The organism is Ignavibacteria bacterium (assembly GCA_025612375.1).
Classification (GTDB): Bacteria; Bacteroidota; Ignavibacteria; order Ignavibacteriales; family SURF-24; genus JAAXKN01.
This window is the reverse complement of sequence record JAAXKN010000005.1, coordinates 56,467-82,733: the sequence shown is the minus strand read 5'-3', so window position 1 is coordinate 82,733 and position 26,267 is coordinate 56,467. Positions and strand designations below refer to the sequence as shown.

Sequence of the window (26,267 nt, the reverse complement as noted above, 5' to 3'; positions counted from 1 at the left end):
GAATGGTATATAGAAATAAATACAACTATAATTTCGATCTGTAATATAATTTATTATTAATAACTCAAACCTATATTGGGACATTTGTTACGAAAATAATCATAACTTTAGGATTATGGTAAATAATATTAGAAAAATGAACGAATTAGCCTTGGATTATGTTACAAATTTGAGTATTATATAATATATGTTGCTATTTTGTAACAAAACAATTATTTTTCCTACCCTTATGAGGAGGTAATATGGAAAAACAGACTATTATTGGGGAAAATCTTAGGGCATTTCGCGAGAAAATGGGATTGTCGCAGCAGGAGGTGGCAGATTTTCTTGGAATTCAACGGGCAAATATCAGCTATTATGAAACCGAGGCAAGAAATATACCCCTCAAACACCTTGAAAGCTTGGCTGACCTCTTTGGGGTCGAACTGGCAGACCTCCTGGAAGAAAACCCTTCTCAGAAAAATGTAAATATTGCTTTTGCTTTCAGAACCGGTACTTTGAATAGCCGGGATTTGGAGGCTATTGCGGGTTTTAGAAAAATTGTGAAGAACTATATTAAGCTTACTAATATTGAGAGAAAACATGCAGTCAAAGCTGGCTATTAAGAAGGCCGCAATTGAGTTCAGGGAACTAAAAGGATTTGGATCCTGTGATTCAATAGACACACATAAATTGCTGAAAGACAATAATGTGATTACAGTTTTCAGAAAACTGGACCCCGACTTCTCCGGAATGGCTCTAAAAGCAGATGAAATGAATTTCATCCTGATCAATGCATCCCATTCAATAGGCCGGCAGAACTTTACAATTTTGCATGAGATGTACCATCTTTTTATACAGACAAGCTTCAGCTCTATGTTATGTAATGCCGGTGCATTTGATAAGCAACAGGGCATTGAGTATGAAGCCGACTGGTTTGCGGTCAATGCTTTAATGCCTGAGCAGGGAATACTCGAACGAATTCCCGCTTCCGAACTGAAGAAAAACATCTCTCTTGCAACAATATTAGACATCGAACAATATTTCGCATGCTCACGCTCGGCTTTACTAATTCAATTGAAGGAAATGAATCTTATTACATCAGAGCAGTTCCATGAATTCAAAAATAAGGTAAAGTATAATGCGAAGCTTTATGGGTATGATACTGCATTGTATAATGAAGGCAATGATGGCATGGTAATAGGCGATTACGGGCTAAAGGCCAGAACCCTGTTTGAAAGGGAATTTATTTCGGAATCAAACTATGCTTCATTAATGCGGGAAATCGGAATAGATGTTGATTCTGAGGAAAGTGAGTAATGTCGGGAAAGCAGCCGGGAAAAACCATACTGCTGGATGCGGATGTAATTATTCACTTTATGAAAGGGGATAAAATATTAAAGTTAGCTGGCATCTTTCCTCATAGGCTTGCCGTTCTGGATGTAGTAAAAGACGAAGTGTGCAAATGGCACTCGCGAATTGCAATGTTCGATCTCTTTGTAAGGAGTACGAAGGTGCCAGTAATTCCTTTTCCCACCGGAGATATTGAAATATTCAAAGAGTATGCTTTTCTGCTAAAAAGTTTTGGCCCTGGTGAATCTGCGTGTATGGCTTATGCCCGGTATAAGAAAAACATTATTGCAAGCAGTAATTTAAAGGATATAAAAGAATACTGCGAGCATAACGGAATCAAATATCTGACGACTATGGCAGTTTTAGCTGAGGCTATTAACGGGAAAATAATGGATGCTAAAGAGTGCAATAAATTTATTGCTGAGGTAAAATCTAAAGGGAGCAAGCTGCCTTTTGATACTATTGAAGAATACATGGCTTCCCCGGAGTATCAACCCTTTGAATAGCCGCATCTAAAATTAATGTCCGACGCTAAATATTTTACTTCAATTGCCACCTAAAAAATCATACAACGTTCCCCAATCCAGCAAAAAAATAATTATTTTCACAAAAATTTTCCGAAAACGCCCCCCGTCACCATATATATTATAAAGGAGTCTCCCGAATTATGTAACCGGGAGCGCTTTTAAGCATAAATATTACTTTTAACCGATAAAAAATGTAAATTATGCTCCGTAATTTCAGTATTTGGCAATGAATAAGAATCCGGAACAGGAAGCTAGAGATAATATCGACCGCCAGCTAATAGCCTGCGGCTGGGTGATCCAAGATAAGAAGAAAATTAATCTTTCTGCCGCCATGGGCGTTGCCGTAAGGGAATACCAGACCGATGCAGGCCCGGCCGACTATATCCTTTTTGTGGATAAAAAGCCCGTAGGGATAATTGAAGCTAAAAGGGAAGAGGAAGGGCTTCACCTTACATCCGTGGAGGACCAGTCCTCCGGGTACGCCGAAAGCAAACTCAAATTCCTGAACAATGATCCTCTTCCGTTCGTGTATGAAAGCACAGGACTCATTACGCGCTTTACCGATTACCGCGACCCTATGCCCCGCTCCAGGAATACATTTTCATTCCATAAGCCTGAAACTTTCCGCGAGCACATTAAAAGGGGAAATTCGCTCCGCAGACGACTGAACGACCTGCCCGGCCTTCCAACAGACGGCCTGCGCTACTGCCAGATAAACGATATAAACAATTTTTAAATAAAGAAATTAATGAGGTTATTTCAATGAGTAACTTTATTCTTTAGATCGAAAATTCTTTCTAATTCAAAATTACAACTAACTATATTCGTTAAATACTCAAAAGTGGGTGATAATAATGGCAAATCGTGGTGGAGTAGCCGGTGGTAGGGGGTATAGCTACCAATACTGGTTTATTGCATACCAATTGGGGAAAATGTTTTTTGACCAGTCGATGAAAATACAGGCAGAAGCCAATGTCGTTTATTCCAACGCCGATCAAGAAAATTCCAAACAAAATAGTGCTAGTCGTAATTTTATTGATGATCTAATAATATATAAGAAGAATGAGATAACTTCCTATAATATTAAATATATCGCACCTTCTGAAACAAAATGGACTTCAGGCCGGTTGAGTAATCAAGGGGTGATTTCTCAAATCAAAAATCAATATAAGAATAATCCCAGCGTTAAAATTACCTTTGTAAGTCAAAGCCCTTGCCCCTTATTTAGCTCTATTTTCCCTCAACTTTGTGAATGCAACTCGCTTAAAGAAATAAAATTACGTGTTTCAGCACAAAGTGATTTTGCAGAATTAGAAAAGTTCAAACATTATATAGGCCTTAATTATGAGGAAATTATCGAATTATCAAAGCTCGTAAGATTTAAGCGTGGATATGAGCAAGATGAATATATAAATCTGATCGGAAATTTATTTAAAGGCAGGATTACAAATGAATCGGGAATTGCATATTATTTATATCAACTTGCTAAAGACATTGGAGGCAGGGGGATTGTTGATCAAGAATATTTAAAAAAGATGTTAGAGAAGGAGGGATTTTGCTTATTAAGTTCCATTGACTTTTCGGAAATTAAGAAAGAGTTTGATAATATTTCCCGCTCATTGATTAATTGGACAAATATTTTTGGGAAATTATCAGATTCGCATAAGATTAGAGAAGAAGTTTTAAAAGTTATTGAATGGGTTGATAAACCCAAAGAAGAACTTAGGAAACCGATATTACTATTAACAGGGAAAGCTGGTTGTGGAAAAACAATCATATTACAAGATGTTGTTAAGAAATTGAAAGAAAAAGGCAAATGTATACTGGCTATTAAAATAGATCTGATAGGTGTTACAAATTATAATGAATTAAAACTGAAATTAAATCTAAGTGATGATTTAATGAAAATTGTTAATACGATTACTGAAAAAGAAATGTGTGTTGTGATAATAGATCAAATTGATTCATTATCATTAGTCCTTTCAAATGATAGAAGTTCTATTAATTTTTACTTCGATTTTATAAACCGTATATCAAATATCAAAAATCTAAGAATAATTATTTCTTGTCGGGACTATGATTTAACTTATGATCCGTTATTAAGGCACTTAGATCAGCAATCTAGAATCTCAATAGGCGAATTGCATGATGAAGAAGTCAAGAGTGTTACAGATATGCTGGATATAAATTATGATCAAATTCCGAAAGTCCTAAAAAAGTTAATTGCCAACCCCCAGAATCTAAATATATTTTGTACAATTTATGGAAAAAATATAGATCTAGATTCAATACATACTTTGCAGGATTTGTACAATGAGTTCTGGATAAAAAAAATTCTTTCAATTCCTGAAAAATCAGGAGAGTATGTTCAACTTTTGGAGAAAATTGCTATTGAAATGTCAGAAGACCAAAAGTTAAATGTTCCGAAATTGATATATGAAGATGAATTTACCTCTGCATTAAATTATTTATTAAGCGAAGGAATTTTGAAAGAGGAAAGAAATCAGCTGCAATTTTTTCATCAGTCATTCTTTGAGTATTGTTTCTCAAGAGCGTTTGTAAAAGGGCGGAAGAATATATCGGAATATGTTTTAGAACAGCATCAAGGCCTGTTTGCTAGATCAACAATAAAAAATGTTTTAAGTTATTTAAGAGGAGTCAATCTAGAATCGTATAACGAAAACCTAATTGTATTACTTACTTCCCCAAAAGTACGATTTCATATAAAATTACTCATACTTAATCTATTGGGGTCGGAAGAAAATGTGCTCCCATCTGAATGGGAAATCATTAAAAACAAAGTATTAACCAATAATAAGGATGTAAAGTATTTTATTGAGTCCATTTGCACTATTGAGTGGTTTTATTATCTCGATAAAGAGGGATTTATCATGAAATTTCTTAACAGTTGCGATAATTTGTTAAGTCGCTCATGTGAATGGATGATAGAATACAGGCTGATTGAAAGCAATCCGGGTCCCATCCTGAAATTTCTATTCTCCTTAGAGAATAATGAACGAAACAATAGTATTGTATATTATACAATACTATATCTTAAAGAATGGGATAATCCAATAGCATTACAACTATTTGATAGAGTAAGGGATTACTTCTTTTCAAGAAATCAATACCATTTATCTAAAACGTTATCTCGAATTACTAAAATATCGCCAACTTATGCAATAAAAATTCTCAATGAACTTATAACTAAAAAAATATCATCTTCTGAGTTTAGACAATCTGTTGATAGAAATATTATAGGATATGAGATAGGTGAAACCTTTGAAATATTAGCAAAGGAAGAACCAGTTTTGTTTTTGGAATTTGCATTACCATTGATAAAAGATATTTCAGAAAAGACCAGACTATTGGAATTAGAAGGTTATTACATAGATAATGCATTTTTCCTTCACGAAGAATTTGATAACTTAAAAACACACTGGGGTTTGATAAAACTTGCATCCCAACTTCTATTTGATAATGCAAAAACTCCAAAAATATTTAAAAAATTCTTTGAGGAATATAAAGATGATTATGCATTAAGTATTTTGTATGTACTAACTGAAGGACTTCTTTGTGATCCCGTTTGTTATTTGGATGAAGTATTTTATCTGCTTATAAGAGAAAATTTAATTAAGCATTGTGATCTAAAATCAGGATTAAAATACAATATTTTAAAATTATTAAATCAAACCTATGCCTATTTTGATGGTAGTAGACAAGAACAAATCAACTTAGTCATTTTAAAATCAGAGGATCTAAGAATTCATAAAGGTGACTTAAGAAAGTATAAGGGAGCCAGTATATTTGCACTACTTTCATCCATCCCCTTATCCGAACGAAATAAATATTCCCACATTAGAAGAATATATTATGAATTGGAAAGAAAATTTGGACAATTTCAAAATATGAAACCAAAACCCGCTCAGATTTCGTGGGTGGGACCTCCTATTCCTGAAACGGCATACTTTAATATGCAATTGGTGGACTGGGAAAATTCATTTAAAAAATATAATGATAGAACTGGATGGGATAAAGGCTATCAAAATAAAAAAGGTTTTCAATATGGTGGGTTAATTGAGCATTCAAGAATGTTTGGTAGATGCATAAAAGAAGACCCCGATAAATTCTTCCCATTTTTGCTTGATCTCAAGAAGGAAACAACTGCAAATGAATACTTTGCGGAGGCTTTACGCGGATTGTTAGCATGTAAATACGATTATAAAAAAATAAAAGAATTGGTGACTTACCTAATTAATTTTAATAATGATAAGTTTCTTCGAACGGTAATTATAGATTGTATCAAATACATAGATGAATTTGAGATCTTAGAGCCATTTCTCTTTACAAAGATATGTGTTTATTCCATCGACTTTGAAGAAAATAATAATTTGGAGCCGGAAGAAAGTATAAATGACTCCTTACAAAAAGGAATCAACACATTACAAGGCTATGCTGTGTTTACTCTTGTTACACTTAAGAGTTGTGCATATTATAAAAAACAGATTTTGGGAACATTGAGTAAAATAGCAAATTGTAACAATATTTCTGTGAAATGTGCAGCAATAGCTAATCTACATCATTTGGTAAATCTAGATCCAGAAAAAATTTATGAAATTTACAAAAGGTGTTCAAACGACTTAAATGACGATATATTAATAAATTCAGTTTATTTGTTAGGCTACTATATAAATGAGAAATTCAACTATTTGAAAAACCACCTTAGAGCTATTGTTAGGATTAAAGGAAGTGATAGGGTGAGAGAAAGACAAAATTATGTTGGCCAAATCGTAATGTATTTATATATCAAAAACGTTAGGGGTGCTAAAAAATTACTGGAAGAATTGTATAATGACTCGATTGATTTTCAAGCGGGTTTATTAAAACAGGCAATTTATAATATTCCACATCAAAATGACACTGCATTAAAGAAAGCAGAAACTATATTCAAGAAATTGTTATTATCCGAATCCCACATAATACAAAATGAATATACATATGCTTTTAGAGAATTTAAACCTGAGGATTTTAATAAGCTATATAATTACATATTACTCTATTCAAAAAATAAGTCGGGAAAAGGTAATAGAACAGATAATCGAATATTTGAGTATTTATTGCAATGTGTTGGATATGAACCTAAAAAATGTCTGGATGTTTTAGAAAATTTATTAGAAACGAGTAATTTTGATCTTCAGGAAAGTTCCATTTCTGATGAACCTGTACAAATATTAATAGGAGCATATAATAAATTGCTGCTTTATTCCAAGGAGTCCTATTGTGAAAAAGCAATGGATATCTTTGATAAATTGTTACAAATTCCGGAACTTCAATTCAGTGTACGTAAAGTCTTAGAAAGTGCGGATTATAGCTGAAAGGATTTTGCGAAAATTCTTTTGGCGAAGTCTTATTTTTTTTCTGATTGACTTAATAAATTATGAGGAGTATCAGTTCTGTGTTTGTCGCAGAAATTATATTTTCTTTAGTTCTTTTTACATATAATAAATCGGGAGTTAAATTATTTGATTGGTAAAGACGAATGAGTATTAAACTGTTTGAACTGAATATCAGGCATGGTGGCGGCAAACGAATTCCCCAAATCCTAAAAAGAATTATAGGATACAATGTTGATGTTATTGTCCTTACTGAGTTCAGACATAACCAGAATTCTGATACTATAAAAAATAAACTGCTTGACGAAGGCTACCGGTGGCAAACCACCGTACCGGAAAGCCGCAGGACGAACACAGTATTTATAGCCTCAAGGTTGCATTTCGAATCTGTACCTTTGATTGATCTGCCTGTTGAATGCACCGAAGAGCAGTTCTGATAAGATTTGAGCAGTTTTCTTTAATGGGTGTTTACTTTGCTCAAAAAAAAGGAAAGAAGCTTCTTTTCGATTTTATCGTAAATAATATTATTCCGGCCTTGGGAAGCAGATGATTGATTATTGGCGACTTCAATACAGGCAGGCATTACATAGATGAACCCGGCATAACATTTTATTGCGCTGTTTCCTTTGCTAGTCTGGAAGGTTCCGGCCTGATTGATTCCTGGCGAAAACGGAATGTGGATAGGAAAGAGTTTAGCTGGTACAGTCCTGCGGGAAACGGCTTCCGCATAGATCATGTGTTCAGTACGAAAGAATTTGATAAAAACATTTCATATGTAGGAAATGACCATGCTCCAAGACTGGAAGGGGAAACGGACCATTCCGCATTAATAACTGAATGTAATAATCTGTTCGAAATAAATTATAACCTTATAAGGTTATAAACTGGAATTATAACCCTGTGAGATTATAACATGAAATAAGTTAATGAAAAATATGTAGCCCATTTGCTTCATTATTCTTTTACCAAATACATAAACAAAAAATCCTGATTCAACTAAAAATGAAAAAACTCATTATTTTGTTTGCCCTTTTTCTTGTATCTAATTTAACTGCACAAGACGGTATGACCCTGATGTTTGGTTCATCATTTAACAGACAAAATAATTATAGAATGACATTTGGCCTTTCTGATGCTCATGAATCACCATATATGGAAATATATTTGCCAAATCTTTCTATTTCAGTAATCCGGGATCCTGAAAATGAAAGGAAGTATTTTGTTTCGGCAAATTCTTTGATTTGGCCAATTGTAAAAATTGTAAACCTGGAAGCTCCAAAACGTTCTCCAATAAATGCTCCTTTTTACTTAGCATTAGCGTTGCTTCAGGAAATGCCTAATATAAAGTTTGAACCATATCTGTATAAAAATAATCTTAGATTAAGGTTCGGCTTTAATACTGACTATTATCTGTTTCAAAGTCCTTCAAAAGTGTACTCGGAAGTTATATTGGGATTAGCCTATTCAAATAATAACATCAAAATTCTTTGTGACGGCAGTTTCCCTTTACTCAAAGGATACCTTAAAGATAAAAACAAGGGATTCCTAAATTTAAGCCTGTCTTATACCTTTGATGAAACCCCATTGACCCATAGCTTAATCTACCTGGATAAGGAAAGAGAAACAGACAATTGAAGTCTTCGAGATAAGTTCGTTCACTGTTGATGATGGTGTGGGCGCAAACATCAGCAGCAGAGCAGGTAATCCTAACACCTATATAAATTTTGTTTCATTCTATTCTTTTTGAGTACCAGAGTAGTATGAAATGTTACAACAATGAAAGCTACCATCGCAGCAGTGAAACGGGAGAAAATGAAAAAATTAATACAGGTCCTGAGGGAATTTCTTAATTGAACTGGAGGGGGAAACAGATCATTCTGCATTGATAGTTGAATGTAATAACCTGTCCCCGTTATAAATTTACATTCAAATCAAACCCGTACTTCTGATAGCTGATAAAACCCTTCTTCTGGTTTTCATTTATCCAGCCGGTCTCTTTGTGACTCATCTCTTTTAACTCTTCTGTGGAAAATCCTTTGAACTTTTCATATACCCCGCCTAAAATTGCAAGCTCCTCTTTTGTGAAAACACTTTCATCAAAATCCTTTGCCCCGGCAAATTTTTCGTGATACTCATCTTTAATTAAAACCGACCCGGCTTCCAGGTACCCGTTCTCCTGCAGAAGATCGAAATTTGAACCGTACCTGTAAACTACGGGTCCCATCTGTATGGCCTGATATCTTAAACCCGATATTGAATACCCGCTGTACTTGAAATTAAGGAAGTCGGCGTAAAATAATAATTTATTCAGCCTGACCTTGAATTGTGCAATGCTTAAAAAGTAAAGCACCATGTTTGCAAACTTTTCAAAGGAGGGAATTGTATATCCCGTATACTCATTCGGAATTTCTGCTTCATTCCATAAGACGCTGATTTCAGCCGGACATTCAGGCTCGTTTTCAATAAGGGAGTTTATGTAAGAAATCACCCTGGCGTATTCGTGGCTGTCAAACAGCTCTCTTTTCATTTCAAGAAGCTTTTTGAACTCTGCTGGCGACTGAATAAGTTTCAGCAGTGTGGCGTTGCTTTGATTGGGAACTTCACCTTTTTCATAATTCTTGTATATGTTAATGCCGAAACCTAATATTTCCGACATCTTTGGGGCCGAGAGCCCAAACTTTTCTCTTAAGGATTTGATCTGAACGGGGAAGAGAATTTTGTACTTTTCCCTGTATTGATTGTATACCTGGAGAGTATCAATCTCGTCGAGTTCTGTGGTTGTAAAGTCCTCACCGCAGGCTGTACACTTATAATAATGTTCCGAAATTGCAAATTTTTCTTTCCTGAACTCTCTTTCCCTTTTCTCTGTAACCAACTCTGCCTGCCCGTCACATAAGCCGCATTGAACTATCCTGTCCATATTATCCCTCTTATGCATTTTTATATGGGTACGTTATCTTTCTTTCTGCTAAATGAAATGACATGCAAATTACTGGCCTTGCTGCTTTGCCAATGGAAATTTTTATGTATACTTCACGTGCTTTTACTGTAATTCCAAACTCCCAGTAATCCGGCAGGGTGACGTCATTTGTATCCGGCTTGGGACCGCCAAAGTAATCCTCTGCTTTCAGGTTCCTGATAAACTCATCCCTTTGCAAAGGAGTAATTTCCAGGTCTAATAAAGCCTGTTTATTCTTTTCTCTGTTATAATAGAAAATCTTGTAAACCGATAATTTAGCACGCAAATCATTAAGAAATGATTCTACCTCATCTTTACTTGTCATCTATAACTCTAAAATAATTAAAATACAATCTAAAATCAACCATAAAGTGAGAAATGGATTTAAAAATGCCTCATATGTCACTATGAAGTGAAATGCTCCCGGAGTTATATGCATTCCACATAGTGAGGCATAAAATAAGGAATTTGGGATACAGACCCAAATTAATATTTAGCGGTTTGAATATTTCGCCCGCCAATGAGGGGGTCGCCAAAATTTCAGGGCCATGAATAGCGGCATGCCCGGTCCCGATCCATACATCGCGCCCCCTCAGGGCTTCATGGGGTTGGGTGGGCGCTCCTTGCTATAGACAGAACGCCCCTTCGGAGCTTCTTGGTGTAGGTGGTCCGGCTTTTCTCTGGTAAAATCTATCACTCCCCCGGAAAATCTGGGGCTGAAGCCCCGAAGGAGGGAAGGGAATTCCCGGGTACCCCGCGACCTGAAGGTCGGGGTTAGTCATAAAACGTTGAACGTTGAACATCGAACGTCTTCCTGAAATCGTTTGGAATTTTATCCTTTTTTTGATATTGTTACAGCTAACTTCCCGGAATATTTTTATATTATAGAGAAGTTTAATAAGGAGTACATAAGATGGAACATACTTATAAAGAACCCGCTCCTATTACCGATAAAATGAATCCGTTTGAATCTATGATGGCCCGCTTTGAGAAAGCAGCTCAAATCCTCGGCCTTGAAAATGGTGCTTATCAATACTTAAAGTCTCCTGTTAAGCAGGTAATTACCTCAATCCCTATAATAATGGATAACGGCAATATCCAGGTCTTCGAAGGCTACCGCGTGATCCATAACGATATTCTCGGCCCTTCAAAAGGCGGCCTGCGCTTTGCTCCCGACGTCAATCTGGATGAAATGAAGGCCCTGGCGGCCTGGATGACCTGGAAATGCGCCGTGGTCAATATCCCTTTCGGAGGCGCCAAGGGAGGCATCAGGTGCGACCCTTCGAAGCTTAGCATGAATGAGCTTGAAAAATTAACCCGCAGGTTTACTTCAAACCTGCTGGACATTTTCGGCCCTGAAAAAGATATACCTGCTCCCGATATGAATACTAATGAGCAGGTTATGGCCTGGGTTATGGATACATACAGCATGCATACCAAAACCACTACCAGGGCCGTGGTTACGGGTAAACCGCTCATTTTAGGCGGCTCTCTAGGCAGAAGGGAGGCTACAGGAAGAGGCGTCACCATGGTCTCCATTGCGGCCCTGAAGAAAATGGGCATTAACCCCGAAAGTGCAACGGCCGTGGTTCAGGGCTTCGGCAACGTCGGAAGCGTCTCGGCACAGCTCCTGCACGAAAAGGGTATTAAGATCGTTGGCCTCGGCGACATAAGCGGCGCTATCTATAATAATAAAGGGATCAGCATCCCTCAGGTAATGGAGTATTTTTCTAGGAATAAGGCGCTTTCGGGCTTCCCGGAGGCCGAAGAAATAACAAATGAGGAGCTTCTGGAACTTCCCTGCGACGTGCTAGTGCCGGCGGCAAAGGAGGACCAGATTACAAAGTATAATGCGCCTAAGCTCCGCTGTAAAATTATTACCGAAGGCGCAAACGGGCCCACTACCGCTGCAGCCGACCCGATTCTGGAGGATAAGGGCATTCTCGTTATTCCCGATATCCTTGCCAATGCGGGCGGGGTTACTGTATCCTATTTTGAATGGGTGCAGGACCGCACCGGCTATTTCTGGTCGCTTAACCGCGTAAACAGGCGCCTTGAAAGAATGATGCATGAGGCTTTTGACAACGTTTATCATCATGCCGAAACTTATAAAGTGTCCTTAAGACTGGGCGCCTATGTGCTCGCAATTAATAAAGTAGCCAATACACTGAAAATTCGCGGTATCTATGGCTGATAATAATTCCGGCAGAAAGACTTTTTCATTAAAAAGTGAGTAAAATGAATTTTTATAAAAGGAGAACGAAAGTACAAACAGGAAATTCTAACTTCTTTTGGACTTTTTCATTGAAGGGGCTTAAGGCTTTTATAGCCCTAAGCCTGTATTTTTGCCTGCTTATGCCCCATGAGGCCTTTTCGCAGAGCCAAAGTAATCTCGACGTTTTCTACAGACTTGCAGATTCTTCTGTTGTAAAGGTTATAAAAGCATTGCCCGGTGAAAGCACGAAGCTTCATCTGAGGCTCGACATTCCCGAAGGCTATTCGGTTTTCAGAAATAGAATAATTCAGGATTTTAAGCAGGAAGGAAAAGATGTCCTGCTTTCAGGCGACAGCCTGGCCTCTTCTTTGAACATAACCATAGACCGGGCAAAGGTAAGTTATTCAGACCTCTTCCGTCAAGGGCTCTTCGGGAGCTACAGGGCAGAAAGAACTTTTACCTTTGGCGGCAGCTACGTCCTCTCTTCAGAGGGAATGGTAAGAAAGACTGACAATTTCACTTTTGCGGTAAAGGACACAGTTCTTTTTGATGAGATCCGCCAGCTGGAAAACCCTTCAATCCCTTTTACGCAGGGAAATATCCCATCCGAGCCCTTGTTCTCGACGCTTTGGGAGCCCGTTGTGGCCCTTGGAACCGCCGCCGTTGCGGTCTACCTGTTCTTTACCGTAAGGAGTAAGTAGATTGCCTGTGTTCTTTTTAAGGAGAGGAAAAATTCTTTGACAGGAACTTAATTGTGCCCTGCGGTTTATAATCTGTGCGGCTTCGGCTATGAAAAACTTTTGCCTTTGAAGATGGCGCATTTTTCTTTAATTTTGTTAATTATTTATTACCTAATCAACACTTTGGATATATGAAAAAACTTTTGGCTTTGGTTATTTTATCTGTTGCTTTATGGGGCTGCGCAAGTACCGTAAACACAACAAACATGAACGCAGATGAACATCTGAACTATGCAATGAAACTGTTTAACGACGGCGATTATGTGGAATCTATAAATGAGTTCCAGGCCATCCTCCTGCAGTTTCCCGGAAGCGCCGTTACAGACCAGGCACAGTACTACCTAGCTGAAAGCCATTTCAAAAGAGGTGAATATATTCTTGCGGCTTACGAATACAGCCGCCTTATTAAAGACATCCCGGCAAGCAAACTTGTTCCGCAGGCCCAGTTCCAGCTCGCAGAATCTTATTATAAGCTCTCTCCCGATTTTCAGCTCGACCAGCGCTATACAAACAAAAGCGTTGAGGAATTTCAGGCGTTTATTGATTTCTTCCCCACGGACCCCAGGGTGCCTGAGGCTGAAAAGAAAATTAAAGAGCTGAATGACAAACTCGCTGAAAAGGAATTCCATACGGCTGAAATCTACGAAAAGATGGAATATTACGAAGCGGCTATTTATTATTATAATATAGTTACCGATACATATCACGATTCCAAGTACGCCCCGTCGGCACAGTATAACAAGATCAGGACACTCGTCCAGATCAAGGAAAACAAGACTGCGCTCAAGGAAATTGCCTCTTTCTTACAGAGGTATCCTTCAGACGGAAACGTAACGGCAGTTAAGAAACTTCAGGAAACTTTAAACAAAAACGGTTGAGCTTAAAAATAATGGGAACTGAGGGAAAGAGGGCTTCTGACTCTGTAATAACAATGACCGAACTGGTCCTGCCTAATCATACAAATCAGTTAGGCAATCTTCTGGGCGGGCAGCTTATGCACTGGATAGATATCTGTGCGGCTATGTCTGCTGCAAAACATACCAACAGGGTATGCGTTACCGCCTCGGTTGACAGAATAGATTTTCACCACCCTATAAAACTTGGTGATGCCGTAACTTTAACTGCCTGCGTCAACAGGGTTTTTAATACTTCACTCGAAATCCAGGTTGAGGTTTTTGCCGAAAGCTTCAGAAAAGGAACCAGGGTGCACGCAAATTCCGCATACCTGACTTTTGTTTCTGTCGACGAGGAGGTAAGACCCGTAAAGGCCGTTAAGGTTATTCCGGAAACTGAAGATGAAATACGCCGCTACAATGAAGCTTTACACAGAAGGGAAAATAGACTTAAGACGCGTAACCTTAACAGCAATTAGCCTTTTACTTGCAGGATATTTCCTTGTTCCGGTAAATGCCCAGATCCCGGTAAATGGCTTCTGCAGGTATCAGAGCTTTCCTGTCCGCGAAGGCTTCCACAGCTTTGCCTCACTTAGCTTTAATGGCGATGCTTACACCGACCTTGCCATGTTCGATCCCCTTAAAAAAGAAATTTTTACCTTCGCAGGCCAGGCCGAAGGCTCATTTAAGCCGGGCAAAACGAGCCGCCTGAAAAATGAAATATCTTTTATTGAACCGATTGACAAAAACCTGCCAGGCACACTCTGCGCCTTTATTTCCAGGAAAAACAGAATTGCGGGCCTTCTTAATTTCTCCAATTCCGGCAGCCCGAATATCCTCTCTGAACTGAGGCTCGATTCTTATCCAGGTGGCATGAGCCTTATGGACATAAATTCCGACGGGCATGAGGAGATCCTTTTATACGGCGAGGCCTTTAACGGGCTTTCAATTATCTACAGGAATCAGGGGCGCCTCAGGGAAAAAAAGATTCTGAATGGAAAGATCTATTCGCATGCCGTCTGGACCGACTTAAATCACGACTCATACCCGGACATAATAGCTGTAGAGCTTGTAACCAACTCGCTGAAATTCCTTTATAACAATTCCAGGGGTGAGTTCTATGAAGCCCGTGAAATGAAAGGGCGCGGAAAGATCACTTCTTTGCTTGCCTACGACTTCAACCTGGACGGGCTGCAGGATATTATTGCTGTGCAGGGAAACGGGATTTATATTCTTTATGGCGATTATGTCTCCTCATTTAACAAGACACAGACCATAGCAACAGATTTCAGGCCCGATGAGGTTGTAATCTCCGACTTCAACCGCGACGGACTTAACGACATCGCCTACCTGGACAGGAGCCGTTCAGTGGTATCTGCGGCCTTTTCCAGGGAAAACGGTTCTTTCTTCAGGGAGATAAATTACCTCGCCCGGCAAGGGATATCCCATATAGCACCATATTACAGTAAGTTTCTTACAGGGCTGTTGTCCCTGGACTCCGGTGGCAAATTGTACCTTATCAGCAGCTTAAGCGTAATTAAGGATAACGTAAGCCTGTCGCTTGGAGCCTCCCCTTCGGATATTTCTTATTTTGACGCCGGGAACAATGACATCATCGACCTCTGCGCCGTTGACCGCTTCCGCCCGGCACTAAACATAATGCTAAGGGACAAGAGCGGCATCCCTTCGCATTATTATTCTGTCGATCTTGTGGAGGCGTGTACAAATCTGGAGATATACGATAAGAAAACTTATGAGAAGACATTTTACTGCTACACAAGGGGTAAGCGCCTCATTCAGGCTGTTACCGTAAACTTTAAGTATAACCGCATTTCAAAAAATAACTTTTACGCTGCCGGCCCCATCTTTGACCTTAAGGCAATTGACGGCCAGGGGGCAGACAGAACGAAGCTTTTCGCCGCGCTTATCAGTAACGGAAACCTCAGGCTTGAGGTGTTTGACTACGTTAACTATAAATATGCATCTCTTATCTCAAAGACACTGGAAACCGGAACGGCTGACGCTAAAATAGACCAGTACAGCCCTTTTTCCATCTTCTACTGGAAAGAGGGGAAAGGCTGCTTTTATTTTAAGAAGCTAATCCTCGACAGGGAGCTGAAGCAGCAGAAATACCTGAATGAGTTTACCCTGAAGTCAAAGGTGCCTGCCTGGATTACGGGCGATATACTCAACCAGGATGAGGGCAGCTCGGCAAATTTTATATTTGATAGTAATAATTATTATGCTTTTATTTCAAACATAAATAAGAACGTAAAGTTTAAGCTTAAGGGGAGTTTTTCAGCCTTTAAGATCAGAAACAGCAATATGCTCTCTCTCGGGGAAGTCCGGTTCAACGGCCTGAAAAAACTTCTGGTCTATAATGATGCCGACAGAACTTTAGAAAAACTGGATGTATTAAATAAGTCCGGAATCCTTCTTACAACCAGGCTTATTGAGGCCGGGGATGTTGAAAGCTATTTTGTGAAAAACATGAACTTCAGGAAGTACCACTTCGTTTATGCGGATAAGAGTGAAAAATGCGTGACAATAAAAGAACTGCCCTGATAGCGGCATGCCTGCTTCTTTTTACATGCTGCATCCAGCCTTTGATGGCGCAGGAGAACAGCGTAAAGCCTAATCTGGATTCTCTTTACAATGCTTATCTGGGCCTGAGGGGGATGCAGAACATGATTCCTCCGGCGGGTAGACCGGGCCAGACAATGACGCAGAAAGGTGAAGTTCCGGGTAAATGCGGGTTTTCACTTATGGCCGCGGTGCGCAATAACCTCAATAGCTTTTCTTCAGGACAGAAAATTGTACTTAAAAAACTTCTTGAGGACCGCCCCGTGCTCCAGAGGAGCATTGTATCGCCGTCGGGATTTTTCAGGATCCATTTTAACACCACAGGCGACAGCATTCCAGCCTACGATTCATCGCTTTCAGTCATGCAAAACATCAGCCGGGTGGCCTTTGCCATGGATTCGGCATATAATTATGAGGTGAATTACCTGGGCTTCCTTCCTCCTCCTTCGGATAACGGGGCCGGGGGCGATAACCTATATGACGTTTATATTATGGATATTCCCGATTACGGCTACACACAGACCGGTGAGGCCCTGGATTCCAGGGGAATGACGGTTACAAGCTACATGGTAATTGACAACGATTTCAACCGGAGCGAACATTACTATTCCTCAGGAGTGAAAGGACTTTATGTTACGGCTGCACATGAGCTCAACCATGCAATACAGCTGGGAAATTATAACGCCCTCATGCAGGACAAGGATATCTATTTCTACGAGGGCACATCCTCCGCAATGGAAGAACTGGTCTTTGATGATGTGGAGGACTACTACCAGTACCTCAGAACCTACTTCAACCAGCCCGATAAGCCTTTTTATCTGTATACCGGCAACCAGACATATACAACAGTTCTCTGGATGCTCTTCCAGCATTACGGTTTTGGAAAGGATATTATTAGGGAGGAATGGGAAAACTTTAACCACGAAGCGAGCCTTAAGGCTATGAATACCGCCCTGGCCAGCCACCGCTCATCCTTAAAGCAGGCGCTGAATACTTTCGGCAGCTGGACATTTTTTACGGGCTACAGGGCTAAGCCCGATAAGTACTTCAAAGAATCTGCAAATTATCCCGTACTCAAACCCAACTACTCACTTACACTTACGGGAAGCGAGCAGATGGTGGACCTTTTTACAGATCCGGTTTCCAATAACTTCGTCCGCTTTCTTGCCGATAATGGACAGACAATTGACACCACGGTAATAATTCTGACCAACGGGGATATTCAAAGCGCTCTTACAAACCAGGATAATACCTCCGGCGCGCCCGACATAACGGAAAATGCAAGGCTGACCTTCTACAATTACGCGGCTCCGGGCGCAAATAAGGTGGCAAATAACTACTATTTCAATCTCAGCGCCGAAAATCCAGACATTTTCCTCGAAAGCGATATTTTCAACAATAACCCGGCCGGCGGCGGTACATTTTCAGTCGCGGAACTGGATTTTGCTTTCCCAAATCCTTTTAATTACAGCAAAAACCAGTATGTTTACCTCCCGGTAACCCCAAATAAACTGAACTCGGCCTCTCTTATCATTTTTACTTCAAGCATGGATTTAGTATTTTCGGGCAATAAGAATATTATCCCTATGTACGACTCTTATACACTGCAGTGGGATGGCAAAGATTCCAAAGAAAGGCGCCTGCCTTCGGGAGTTTATTTTTTTGTTACTGATTCAGAGGGAAACCTGAAGAAAGGGAAAATAGTAATTCAAAATGAGTGATTACCAACTGACAGCCGAGGCTGTGGGCAAAACATTCGGAAGAAGGTTAATTTTTAAGGACGTTAATTTTTCATTCGAAAACCAGGGCACATTCGGTATTGCCGGCCATAACGGCAGCGGAAAATCTACACTGGTTAAAATTATAACAGGCATACTGGGACCATCCAAAGGGACAATTTCACACCTTAATGGGGGCAGTAAGATACCGGTTGAAAAACTTCACGATTATATAGGTTTTGTAGCCCCTTACCTTGTACTCTACGACGAGTTCAGCGCCGAGGAAAACCTGCGCCATTTTGCCAATATACGCGGCGTTGAGTATAATAAAGAGAGAATTGACTACCTTTTTAACGCTTTCCTCCTTTACGACCGTAGGCTCGACGAGGTTAAGGCTTATTCCTCCGGCATGAAGCAGCGCCTTAAATATATCTTCGCCCTCATGCACAGCCCGAAGCTCCTGGTGCTCGATGAACCGACCTCAAACCTGGATTCTGCGGGCAAGGATACGGTTTATAAGCTTATTGAGGCTGAAAGCGCGTCTGCCGTGGTGCTTATTGCATCAAATGAGGAAAGCGACCTTGCGCTCTGCAAAAGCGTTCTTCAGCTTGAAAACTATAAAAACAATTCAAAATAAAATTTACATACAAATGAAATCATTTGCTCTTTTTAAGAAAGACCTGCATTCTGAACTCAGGACCCGTTATGCCATAAATGCCCTCGTCATGTTCATACTGGTTACAATTAGCGTAATACTGTTCTCAATCGGGAGTGAAAAGATCTCGGAGACCTTAACAGGGGGGCTTTTCTGGGTCGTAATCTTCTTTTCGGCCATGTCGGGCCTGTCGCGCGCCTTTGTTTCAGAAGAGGAAAGGGGCACAGTCCTGACCCTTCACCTCATAGCCTCTCCTAACACCATATTCTCAGGCAAGCTGCTTTTCAATTTAATTCTTGTCTTTGCAATGAATTTAGTAATAGCCTTGTTATATTCCGCGCTTTTTGATTCCTTTATTATAAGGAACTTTGCCCTGTTCTTGCTGGCATTTGTCCTTGGGAACATCGGCATTGCAGCCGCCTCAACAATTATTGCGGCAATTATTGCAAAGACCGGCTCCAAAGGAACTTTATACCCGGTTCTTTCATTTCCTATATTATTACCCCTTATTTTAATTTTGCTGGAGCTGACCAAGTTTGCAATTGATGGCACGGTAATTGGGGAATCAATGGTAGAGTTAACCGTTCTTGTCTGTTATGATGTGGTAATACTGACAGCCTCTTACCTGCTGTTCGATTTTATTTGGAAAGATTAGTATATTTAAAGACAAAATATCGGAATTAAATATGATTTGGAAAACCGTCCTTTTTCTGTTGATGCTTTTTGTTATAATCGCGGGAATTTCCTTTCCAATTGTTGAGAATCCTGCTGCCTGGTACCAGTTCCCGATTATTCCGGGTCTGGAAGAAAAGGCCAAAATTATATTCTTTCACGTCCCAACGGCCTGGCTTACGGTGGTCGCATTCCTGGTCTCTACAGTTTACTCCATAAAATACCTGAAAAACAAGGACCTCGATGACGATGCAAAAGCCATTGCCGCAGCGCAGATAGGAATTATGTTCTGCATTCTGGCTACAGTTACAGGCTCCATATGGGCCAAGTTCAACTGGGGCAGCTACTGGAACTGGGATCCGAGAGAAACGAGCATATTTATGCTGCTTTTAATTTATGGTGCCTTCTTTGCCCTCAGAAGTGCAATTGAGGTGGAGGAGAAAAGAGCAGCGCTTTCAGCCGTGTATTCAATTATTGCTTTTGTTACGGTTCCGTTTTTTATCTTTATAATGCCCAGGATCATGACCGGCCTTCATCCGGGCAGCGCCAACGACACTAATGCCGGTCCGGTAGTCAATTTCAAAATGAACGGCAATATGATGATAGTTTTCTTTACTTCGCTTGTTGCCTTTACGATACTGTTCTTCTGGATGTGGACGCTTAACTACAAATCAATTATCTATAAAGATAAACTAACTAAAAACATACTTTGAGGTAAATTTTGGAAAGTCTATATAAATTCCTGGAAACAAACTCCATCTACATAGTACTGTTTATTGTCCTTGTCATTTGGGTCGGAATCTTTTTATTTTTGTCCAGCATGGATAAGCGAATTAAGCAGATTGAAAAGGAAATTAAAGGGAGTAAGGCTTAAATATGAAAAATAAATATATGTTCGGCGGTGCTATTATTGTAGTTTTCCTGGGCGTAATGATATACCTCTTTACACAGACAAACGTGCAGTATGAAGCCGATTTTGCCAAGATTCAGGCAAAGTCAAAAACCTTCAAGGCTACAGGCACCTGGGTAAGGGAGAAAAACTACGAAGTTAACAAAGACGACAGGACTTTTTCCTTCTATATGAAAGACTATACAGGCCGCGAAATGAAGGTGGTTCTGGCAGGCAATATGCCTAATAACTTCGAAAGCGCGCAGAGCGTTGTAGTTACTGGCAAATACAAGGACGGCTGCTTCTATGCTTCCGACGTACTGACAAAATGCCCGTCCAAATACGAGGGTAAGCCGCAAATAAGCTCCGGTATGTAAGTTTTATATAAAGTCTCATTCCGGGAGAAGATAGGGCACAGATTCTCCCGGACCTTTTCAACAATATCAATATGACAATAAGGATGTGAATAAATGATAGGCAGTATTTTTCTTACCCTGGCTTTAGTAGCCGGACTGGCCTCGACGATAATGTATTATCTTACATTCCGCGGGCAGGAGAATACACTGAAAATTGCCAGGGTGAGCTACCATGCCATGGCTATTTTCGTGATTGTGGCTGCAACCCTGCTTCTCCAGGCAATTCTTACTCACCAGTACCAGTATAAATATGTTTATGAGTACAGCGGAAGCGGGCTTTCTTTGGGTCTTTTAATTTCCACTTTCTATGCCGGACAGGAAGGAAGCTTTTTCCTCTGGACGTTCTTTACCGTTGTCTTCGGCCTTATACTCCAGCAGTACGCTTCAAAAAGAGGCGACCTGGAGCCGCGCGTAATGAGCGTTTACACTCTTGCAGCCTCGTTCCTTCTTATGATGATCTCGCCCATGCTGAAAAACCCGTTTGCCTACATCTGGAGCGAGCCTAATTTCATTCAGGCCGCAAACATCAATCCCGCAATCCTTAATATGCCTTTTATGCAGAACTTCTTCTTCCAGGACGGGCAGTCGGGACAGAGTTACGTCAAGATGAGTTCTGAGCTGCATGCAATGCTTGTTCAGAGCGGCATAGCAATAAACGATTTTATAATTCAGGGTAAGGGCTTAAACCCGCTTCTGCAGAACTTCTGGATGCAGATCCATCCGCCAATACTTTTCATGGGCTTTGCTCTTTCAACTGTTCCTTTTGCATTTGCAATCTCGGCCCTGATGAAAAATGAATATAAGGAATGGATTAAGCAGGCTTTCCCGTGGGTGCTTGCAGGATCGATGGTCTTAGGGCTTGCAATCATGCTCGGCGGCTACTGGGCCTACGGCGTTTTAGGATGGGGCGGATACTGGGGCTGGGACCCGGTTGAAAATTCAAGCCTTGTCCCGTGGTTAGTCGGCGTGGCCTCGATCCACACGATGCTCGTTCAGAGAAAGAGCCTCCAAAGGCACGACAGCGACGGAATAGGTGAATTTGCCAGGACAAACCTGCTCTTATGCATTCTGACCTTTGTGCTCGTTCTTTACAGCACATTCTTAACCAGAAGCGGAATTTTAGGCGATGCCTCGGTGCATGCCTTTACAGACCCCGGCAAATCGGTTTATATCTTCCTCGTAATTTTAATACTCAGCTTTACGGTCCTGGGACTTGGAATGATGCTCTACCGCTGGAAGTTTTTAACCAAGCAGGTTGAGCCTTACAAGAACCTCCTTAACCGCGAGCTTGCGCTTTTTACCGGTTCAATCGCCCTTATGGCCTCAGCCGTAATAGTAATTGTAGGAACGTCGGCTCCCTTGTTCAAGACCTCGGTTGAGACAAAGTTCTACAACGATATGAACCTGCCTATTGCAATTATAATAGGGCTCTTAAACGGACTGAGTCTTCTTGTAAAGTGGAGATTTACGGAAGGGAAGGAAGTTTTTAAGAAGTCGGCCTTCTCCGTTGGGGCCTCGGTTGTTCTTACCATTCTTATGGCCACTTTAGGCGGCGTGCACGGCCTTATGATGAACATTCTGACGTTTGCCTCGGCATTTGCGCTTTTTGTAAATATTGAAGTGGCTTATAAGATCATACGCGGCAACAAGCTGATGCTTGGTGCATACGTAGCTCACATAGGAATTGCGGTATTTTTGCTGGGTGTTGTGGGCTCTTCAGTTGCAAGCGATCAGAAAGCCCTGGAGCTTCCGAAGAATGAGCCCAGGCAGGCATTCGGCTACACGCTGACATTTAAGGGATACCATCCGATAGAGAACGGGCAGAAGTTCGGCTTTGACATTGAAGTTGCAAAGGGAAACAATAAAAAAGTTGTTTCACCCGTAATGTTCTTCAGCCAGTTCAACAACGGGCTTATGAAAGAGCCCGACATAATTTCAGAGCTTTCAAAGGACTTCTACGTATCTCCTGTTGGTTTTGATGACGGTTCACAGCAGCAGAAGGGAAGCCAGCTGACCTTAAACAAAGGTGAGGCTGCGCAGTTTGAAGGAGCAAAGATCACCTTCTCGGGCTTCAACTTCCCGAAAGACGCAATGAACACAATGATGTCGGGAGGCGACTTCCAGATCGGTGCCAAAGTTGCAGTTGAATACAACGGCAAATCCTTTCAGACCGAACCTTTAATGAAAGCCGCAGGCGGGCAGAAGGAATTTATTCCTGTTGAAGTAAAAGATGCAAACCTGAAAATTCAGATGGAAGGCATGGATGCATCAGGCAAAGTCAACCTGATAGTAACAAAGCTGGACGGCCAGGCGGTTATGAGCAGTGCTCCAAAAGAAATCCTTTCAATTGAAGCCAGTGTAAAGCCTTTCATAAATCTTGTCTGGACGGGTGTTCTTGTAATGGTGCTCGGTTTTATAGTTTCCGTTGTAAGACGCTCCAGAGAATCCCTCGCATAAAGCCATTCATAAATAAATTCTAAAAAAAGAGCGCCTATGCAGAGGCGCTCTTTTTTTACTTCATCTTTCCACCGTACATTTTTTTGTTTATAAGTTTCATCACTTCCGTAAAAGCTATGCTTACGAGTGCTGCCAAAAGGCATGTAAGCAGGTCGTTCATATGGAGGTAGCTGAAGCGGAACAAAGAGTTAAGCTGCGGCACAAATAAGGCGGCAAACAGAAAAGTAACCGCCCCAATGGCAATCCAGTTAAATGCCGTGTTGTTTTCTCTCAGGAGTGTAAACGCATCCACGCTCCAGGACCGGTTGGATAATATCAGTCCCAGGTTTGCCAGTATTAAGGTTACAAAAACCATTGCTCTTGCCTCATCCTGCCCTTTATTGCCGGAATCCGCGATAAAATATACTGCAATTGAAACCGTCAGTGCCGTTATTCCCTGCAGCAGGCTGAAAAGCACATTTTTCTTCCCGAAAAGAGGTTCCGTTACCTTCCTCGGCGGCCTTAAAAGCAAATCTTTTTCTTCCTTCTGGACTTCGAAGACAATTGAGCAGGCAGGGTCTATTATAAGTTCCAGGAAAACTATGTGAACAGGAAGAAGGATAAGATCCCTGTTAATTACCAAAGGCAGGAGTGACAAGCCTGCAATAGGAACATGTATGGAAATAATGTATGACATGGCCTTCTTCAGGTTGTCGAAAATTCTTCTTCCCATCTTAACCGCGCCTACTATTGACGAGAAATCGTCATCCAGCAGCACAAGCGATGCCGACTCGCGCGCCACGTCAGTTCCTCTTCCGCCCATGGCAATACCTATGTGTGCGGATTTTAACGCCGGGGCGTCGTTTACGCCGTCGCCTGTCATTGAAACAATTTCGCCCATGGATTTAAGTGTATTTACAATCTTTAACTTCTGTTCCGGCACCACGCGGCAGAAAATGTTCGTATCCTTAATTCTTGAGGAGAGTTCCACTTCGTTCATTTCCGAAAGTTCCTGGCCGGTTATAACCCTGTCGAAATTTCTCAGGCCGATCTGCTTTGCAATGTTCCTGGCCGTTCCCGGGTGGTCGCCCGTAATCATAATTACTCTTATGCCGGCCTTATAACATTCTTTAATTGCCCCGGGTACGGCAGGCCTTGGGGGATCTGCAAAGCCTATAAAGCCTATAAACCTGAAGTCAAAATCGTGCTGATTATCCGGAAGGCCGGATATGCCAAATGTGGCGTTTGCCACTCCCAGTACCCTCAGCCCCTCGCTGCTCATTTTATCGATAACAGATAAGAGTTCCTTTTTTTCCTCCCCGCTCAGGTGGCAGAGGTCCAGTATCGCCTCCGGAGCCCCTTTTGAGGATATGGTAAACTCCTTTCTGCTTTCCGACTTCCAGACATTTGACATTGCCAGGAGCTCTCCCGAAAGAGGATACTCCTCCACCAGCTGCCAGCCGTTATGCAGATGCTCCGTTCCGGAGAGCTTAAGTTCGCCTAAGACTTTTAATGCCTTTTCCATCGGATCAAACGGGTCGGGACGGCTGGCAAGAATGCCGTATTCAACCAGCGAGTGGAATCCTTCAGGGATGGGGCATTTTTCAATGGACTTTGCATCCAGGTATTCTCCGCAGGAATAAAACATCCCTATCCCCATTTTATTTAATGTAAGCGTGCCGGTTTTATCGACGCATAAAACAGTGGTTGCGCCAAGTGTTTCAACAGCCGGTATCCTTCTGGTTAAGACGTTCCTTTTGGAAATCCTCCATGCCCCAAGTGCCAGGAAGATTGTAAGCACTACAGGAAACTCCTCCGGAAGCATAGCCATTGCCAGCGTCAGGCCTGCAAGAAAACCCTGAAGCCACTCATTTCTGACGAGGCCCATAATGAGGATTACGGCAATGCAGAGCGAGGCGCCTATTACTGCTATATTTACTACCAGTCTCCCTGTCTCTTTCTTTAACGGCGTATCCTGAATTTCAATACTTTTAAGCGCCTTGCCGATTTTACCCAGTTCAGTGTATTGCCCCGTTGCAATTACGCGTGCAATTGCCTGACCCTGAACGATCATCGATCCGGAATATATATATGGCTGGTCGTCCCCGCCCGGGGGTACATTAGCAAAAAGGAGGGCATTACACCCAAGATCGGCTTTTCTGACCGGGACGGATTCTCCCGTTAGAAGAGACTCATCGGCACTTAAATTAATGGACTGCAGCACAACGGCATCTGCCGGCACCCTGTCGCCCTCGCTGATTACAATGATGTCATCTGGTACAACTTCTCTTCCTGCTATTCTTTTTTCCATTCCGTTTCTTATTACCAGTGCCCGCGGGCTCGAGAGGTCCCTTAAAGCTTCAAGCGCATTTTCAGTTTTTCTTTCCTGGAAGAACGTAATTGCCATTATTACGAATACAAAGCCAAGGAGCAGAAGAGCTTCCTGCATATCGCCCAGTACGAGGTAAAGGACGCCGCAGGCAACAAGTAAAATGAACATCGGTTCTTTAATCACTTCCAGAGCGACCGTAAAAATGCCCCTTTTCTTTGCTGCGGGCAGTTCATTGTACCCGTTTTTCTGCAGCCGTTCGGCTGCTTCGTCTGTAGAAAGGCCTGGAAAAGCTGAGAGATCAAAATTTTTCATAAATATTCCTCCGGGAAACTTTATCTCTTTTCTGGCGCCGCCAAATTATTATCTTACGGCAGCCAGGTCTGAATAAGTCCTTAAATGATTGATTCCATCTTCTGTAATCTGAACCTTCTTTACTGTAAGTCGCTGGTTCAGTTTACCGGTAAAATTCAGCCCCGAATGAAAGGGACGTCTTAGTACCGGGAAGTA

General features: G+C 41.1%; 22 protein-coding genes. 19 read left to right on the top strand and 3 right to left on the bottom strand.

From position 1 onward, the window contains the following. Positions 1-242: 242 nt before the first annotated feature. The 7 genes from HF312_05395 to HF312_05365 all read left to right on the top strand — a co-directional run bounded on the left by HF312_05395 (position 243) and on the right by HF312_05365 (position 8,887). Positions 243-605 carry a helix-turn-helix transcriptional regulator gene (locus HF312_05395; GenBank protein MCU7519631.1) on the top strand — a complete coding sequence of 121 codons (363 nt, stop codon included), beginning with the start codon at positions 243-245 and terminating at the stop codon, positions 603-605. Further along, the gene (locus HF312_05390; GenBank protein MCU7519630.1) at positions 583-1,299 is read left to right on the top strand and encodes an ImmA/IrrE family metallo-endopeptidase; all 717 of its coding nucleotides are present in this window, start codon (positions 583-585) and stop codon (positions 1,297-1,299) included. Before HF312_05395 ends, HF312_05390 begins: the two co-directional genes overlap by 23 nt. Next, positions 1,299-1,838 (top strand): hypothetical protein, encoded by a 540-nt coding sequence (locus tag HF312_05385; protein MCU7519629.1) that lies wholly within the window; start codon positions 1,299-1,301, stop codon positions 1,836-1,838. The genes HF312_05390 and HF312_05385 overlap by 1 nt, the downstream gene beginning before the upstream one ends. 247 nt (positions 1,839-2,085) lie before the next feature. Continuing rightward, positions 2,086-2,595: a hypothetical protein gene (locus HF312_05380; GenBank protein ID MCU7519628.1), complete on the top strand. Its 510-nt coding sequence runs from the start codon at positions 2,086-2,088 to the stop codon at positions 2,593-2,595. A 118-nt stretch (positions 2,596-2,713) separates the two neighbouring features. Then, the gene (locus HF312_05375; GenBank protein MCU7519627.1) at positions 2,714-7,234 is read left to right on the top strand and encodes an ATP-binding protein; all 4,521 of its coding nucleotides are present in this window, start codon (positions 2,714-2,716) and stop codon (positions 7,232-7,234) included. 164 nt (positions 7,235-7,398) lie between these two features. Next, positions 7,399-7,689 carry an endonuclease/exonuclease/phosphatase family protein gene (locus HF312_05370; protein ID MCU7519626.1) on the top strand — a complete coding sequence of 97 codons (291 nt, stop codon included), beginning with the start codon at positions 7,399-7,401 and terminating at the stop codon, positions 7,687-7,689. A gap of 565 nt (positions 7,690-8,254) precedes the next feature. Then, the gene (locus HF312_05365) at positions 8,255-8,887 is read left to right on the top strand and encodes a hypothetical protein (protein MCU7519625.1); all 633 of its coding nucleotides are present in this window, start codon (positions 8,255-8,257) and stop codon (positions 8,885-8,887) included. Positions 8,888-9,164: 277 nt separating this feature from the next. On the opposite strand, the gene HF312_05360 is transcribed toward HF312_05365, so the two are convergent. Further along, positions 9,165-10,172: a DUF4065 domain-containing protein gene (locus HF312_05360; protein MCU7519624.1), complete on the bottom strand. Its 1,008-nt coding sequence runs from the start codon at positions 10,170-10,172 to the stop codon at positions 9,165-9,167. A 10-nt stretch (positions 10,173-10,182) separates the two neighbouring features. Then, complete coding sequence (locus tag HF312_05355) at positions 10,183-10,536, bottom strand: toxin (protein MCU7519623.1); 354 nt, start codon at positions 10,534-10,536, stop codon at positions 10,183-10,185. Positions 10,537-11,124: 588 nt separating this feature from the next. Here HF312_05355 and HF312_05350 point away from each other — a divergent pair. From HF312_05350 to ccsA (HF312_05295), 12 genes are all read left to right on the top strand, one after another. Next, on the top strand, positions 11,125-12,405 hold the full coding sequence (locus HF312_05350) for a Glu/Leu/Phe/Val dehydrogenase (GenBank protein MCU7519622.1): 1,281 nt from the start codon (positions 11,125-11,127) through the stop codon (positions 12,403-12,405). Positions 12,406-12,515: 110 nt separating this feature from the next. Next, the gene (locus tag HF312_05345) at positions 12,516-13,127 is read left to right on the top strand and encodes a hypothetical protein (GenBank protein MCU7519621.1); all 612 of its coding nucleotides are present in this window, start codon (positions 12,516-12,518) and stop codon (positions 13,125-13,127) included. A gap of 170 nt (positions 13,128-13,297) precedes the next feature. After that, a complete protein-coding gene (gene bamD, locus HF312_05340; protein ID MCU7519620.1) occupies positions 13,298-14,044 on the top strand; it encodes an outer membrane protein assembly factor BamD in 747 nt (248 codons plus the stop codon). An 11-nt stretch (positions 14,045-14,055) separates the two neighbouring features. Continuing rightward, positions 14,056-14,538, top strand: coding sequence for an acyl-CoA thioesterase (locus HF312_05335; GenBank protein ID MCU7519619.1), 483 nt, complete (start codon positions 14,056-14,058; stop codon positions 14,536-14,538). Next, positions 14,462-16,624 carry a VCBS repeat-containing protein gene (locus tag HF312_05330; GenBank protein ID MCU7519618.1) on the top strand — a complete coding sequence of 721 codons (2,163 nt, stop codon included), beginning with the start codon at positions 14,462-14,464 and terminating at the stop codon, positions 16,622-16,624. The genes HF312_05335 and HF312_05330 overlap by 77 nt, the downstream gene beginning before the upstream one ends. After that, positions 16,597-18,363 carry a hypothetical protein gene (locus HF312_05325; protein MCU7519617.1) on the top strand — a complete coding sequence of 589 codons (1,767 nt, stop codon included), beginning with the start codon at positions 16,597-16,599 and terminating at the stop codon, positions 18,361-18,363. Before HF312_05330 ends, HF312_05325 begins: the two co-directional genes overlap by 28 nt. Further along, positions 18,356-18,997 (top strand): ABC transporter ATP-binding protein, encoded by a 642-nt coding sequence (locus tag HF312_05320; protein ID MCU7519616.1) that lies wholly within the window; start codon positions 18,356-18,358, stop codon positions 18,995-18,997. Before HF312_05325 ends, HF312_05320 begins: the two co-directional genes overlap by 8 nt. Before the next feature lie 13 nt (positions 18,998-19,010). After that, on the top strand, positions 19,011-19,670 hold the full coding sequence (locus tag HF312_05315; protein MCU7519615.1) for an ABC transporter permease: 660 nt from the start codon (positions 19,011-19,013) through the stop codon (positions 19,668-19,670). Between the two features lie 31 nt (positions 19,671-19,701). After that, the gene (gene ccsA, locus HF312_05310; protein ID MCU7519614.1) at positions 19,702-20,400 is read left to right on the top strand and encodes a cytochrome c biogenesis protein CcsA; all 699 of its coding nucleotides are present in this window, start codon (positions 19,702-19,704) and stop codon (positions 20,398-20,400) included. Positions 20,401-20,405: 5 nt separating this feature from the next. Then, the gene (locus HF312_05305; GenBank protein MCU7519613.1) at positions 20,406-20,561 is read left to right on the top strand and encodes a CcmD family protein; all 156 of its coding nucleotides are present in this window, start codon (positions 20,406-20,408) and stop codon (positions 20,559-20,561) included. 2 nt (positions 20,562-20,563) lie between these two features. Then, on the top strand, positions 20,564-20,953 hold the full coding sequence (locus HF312_05300) for a cytochrome c maturation protein CcmE (GenBank protein ID MCU7519612.1): 390 nt from the start codon (positions 20,564-20,566) through the stop codon (positions 20,951-20,953). A gap of 93 nt (positions 20,954-21,046) precedes the next feature. Next, complete coding sequence (ccsA, locus tag HF312_05295; protein ID MCU7519611.1) at positions 21,047-23,449, top strand: cytochrome c biogenesis protein CcsA; 2,403 nt, start codon at positions 21,047-21,049, stop codon at positions 23,447-23,449. A gap of 55 nt (positions 23,450-23,504) precedes the next feature. Here ccsA (HF312_05295) and HF312_05290 read toward each other — a convergent pair whose 3' ends face one another. Further along, positions 23,505-26,072 carry a cation-translocating P-type ATPase gene (locus HF312_05290; protein MCU7519610.1) on the bottom strand — a complete coding sequence of 856 codons (2,568 nt, stop codon included), beginning with the start codon at positions 26,070-26,072 and terminating at the stop codon, positions 23,505-23,507. Between the last annotated feature and the right edge of the window lie 195 nt (positions 26,073-26,267).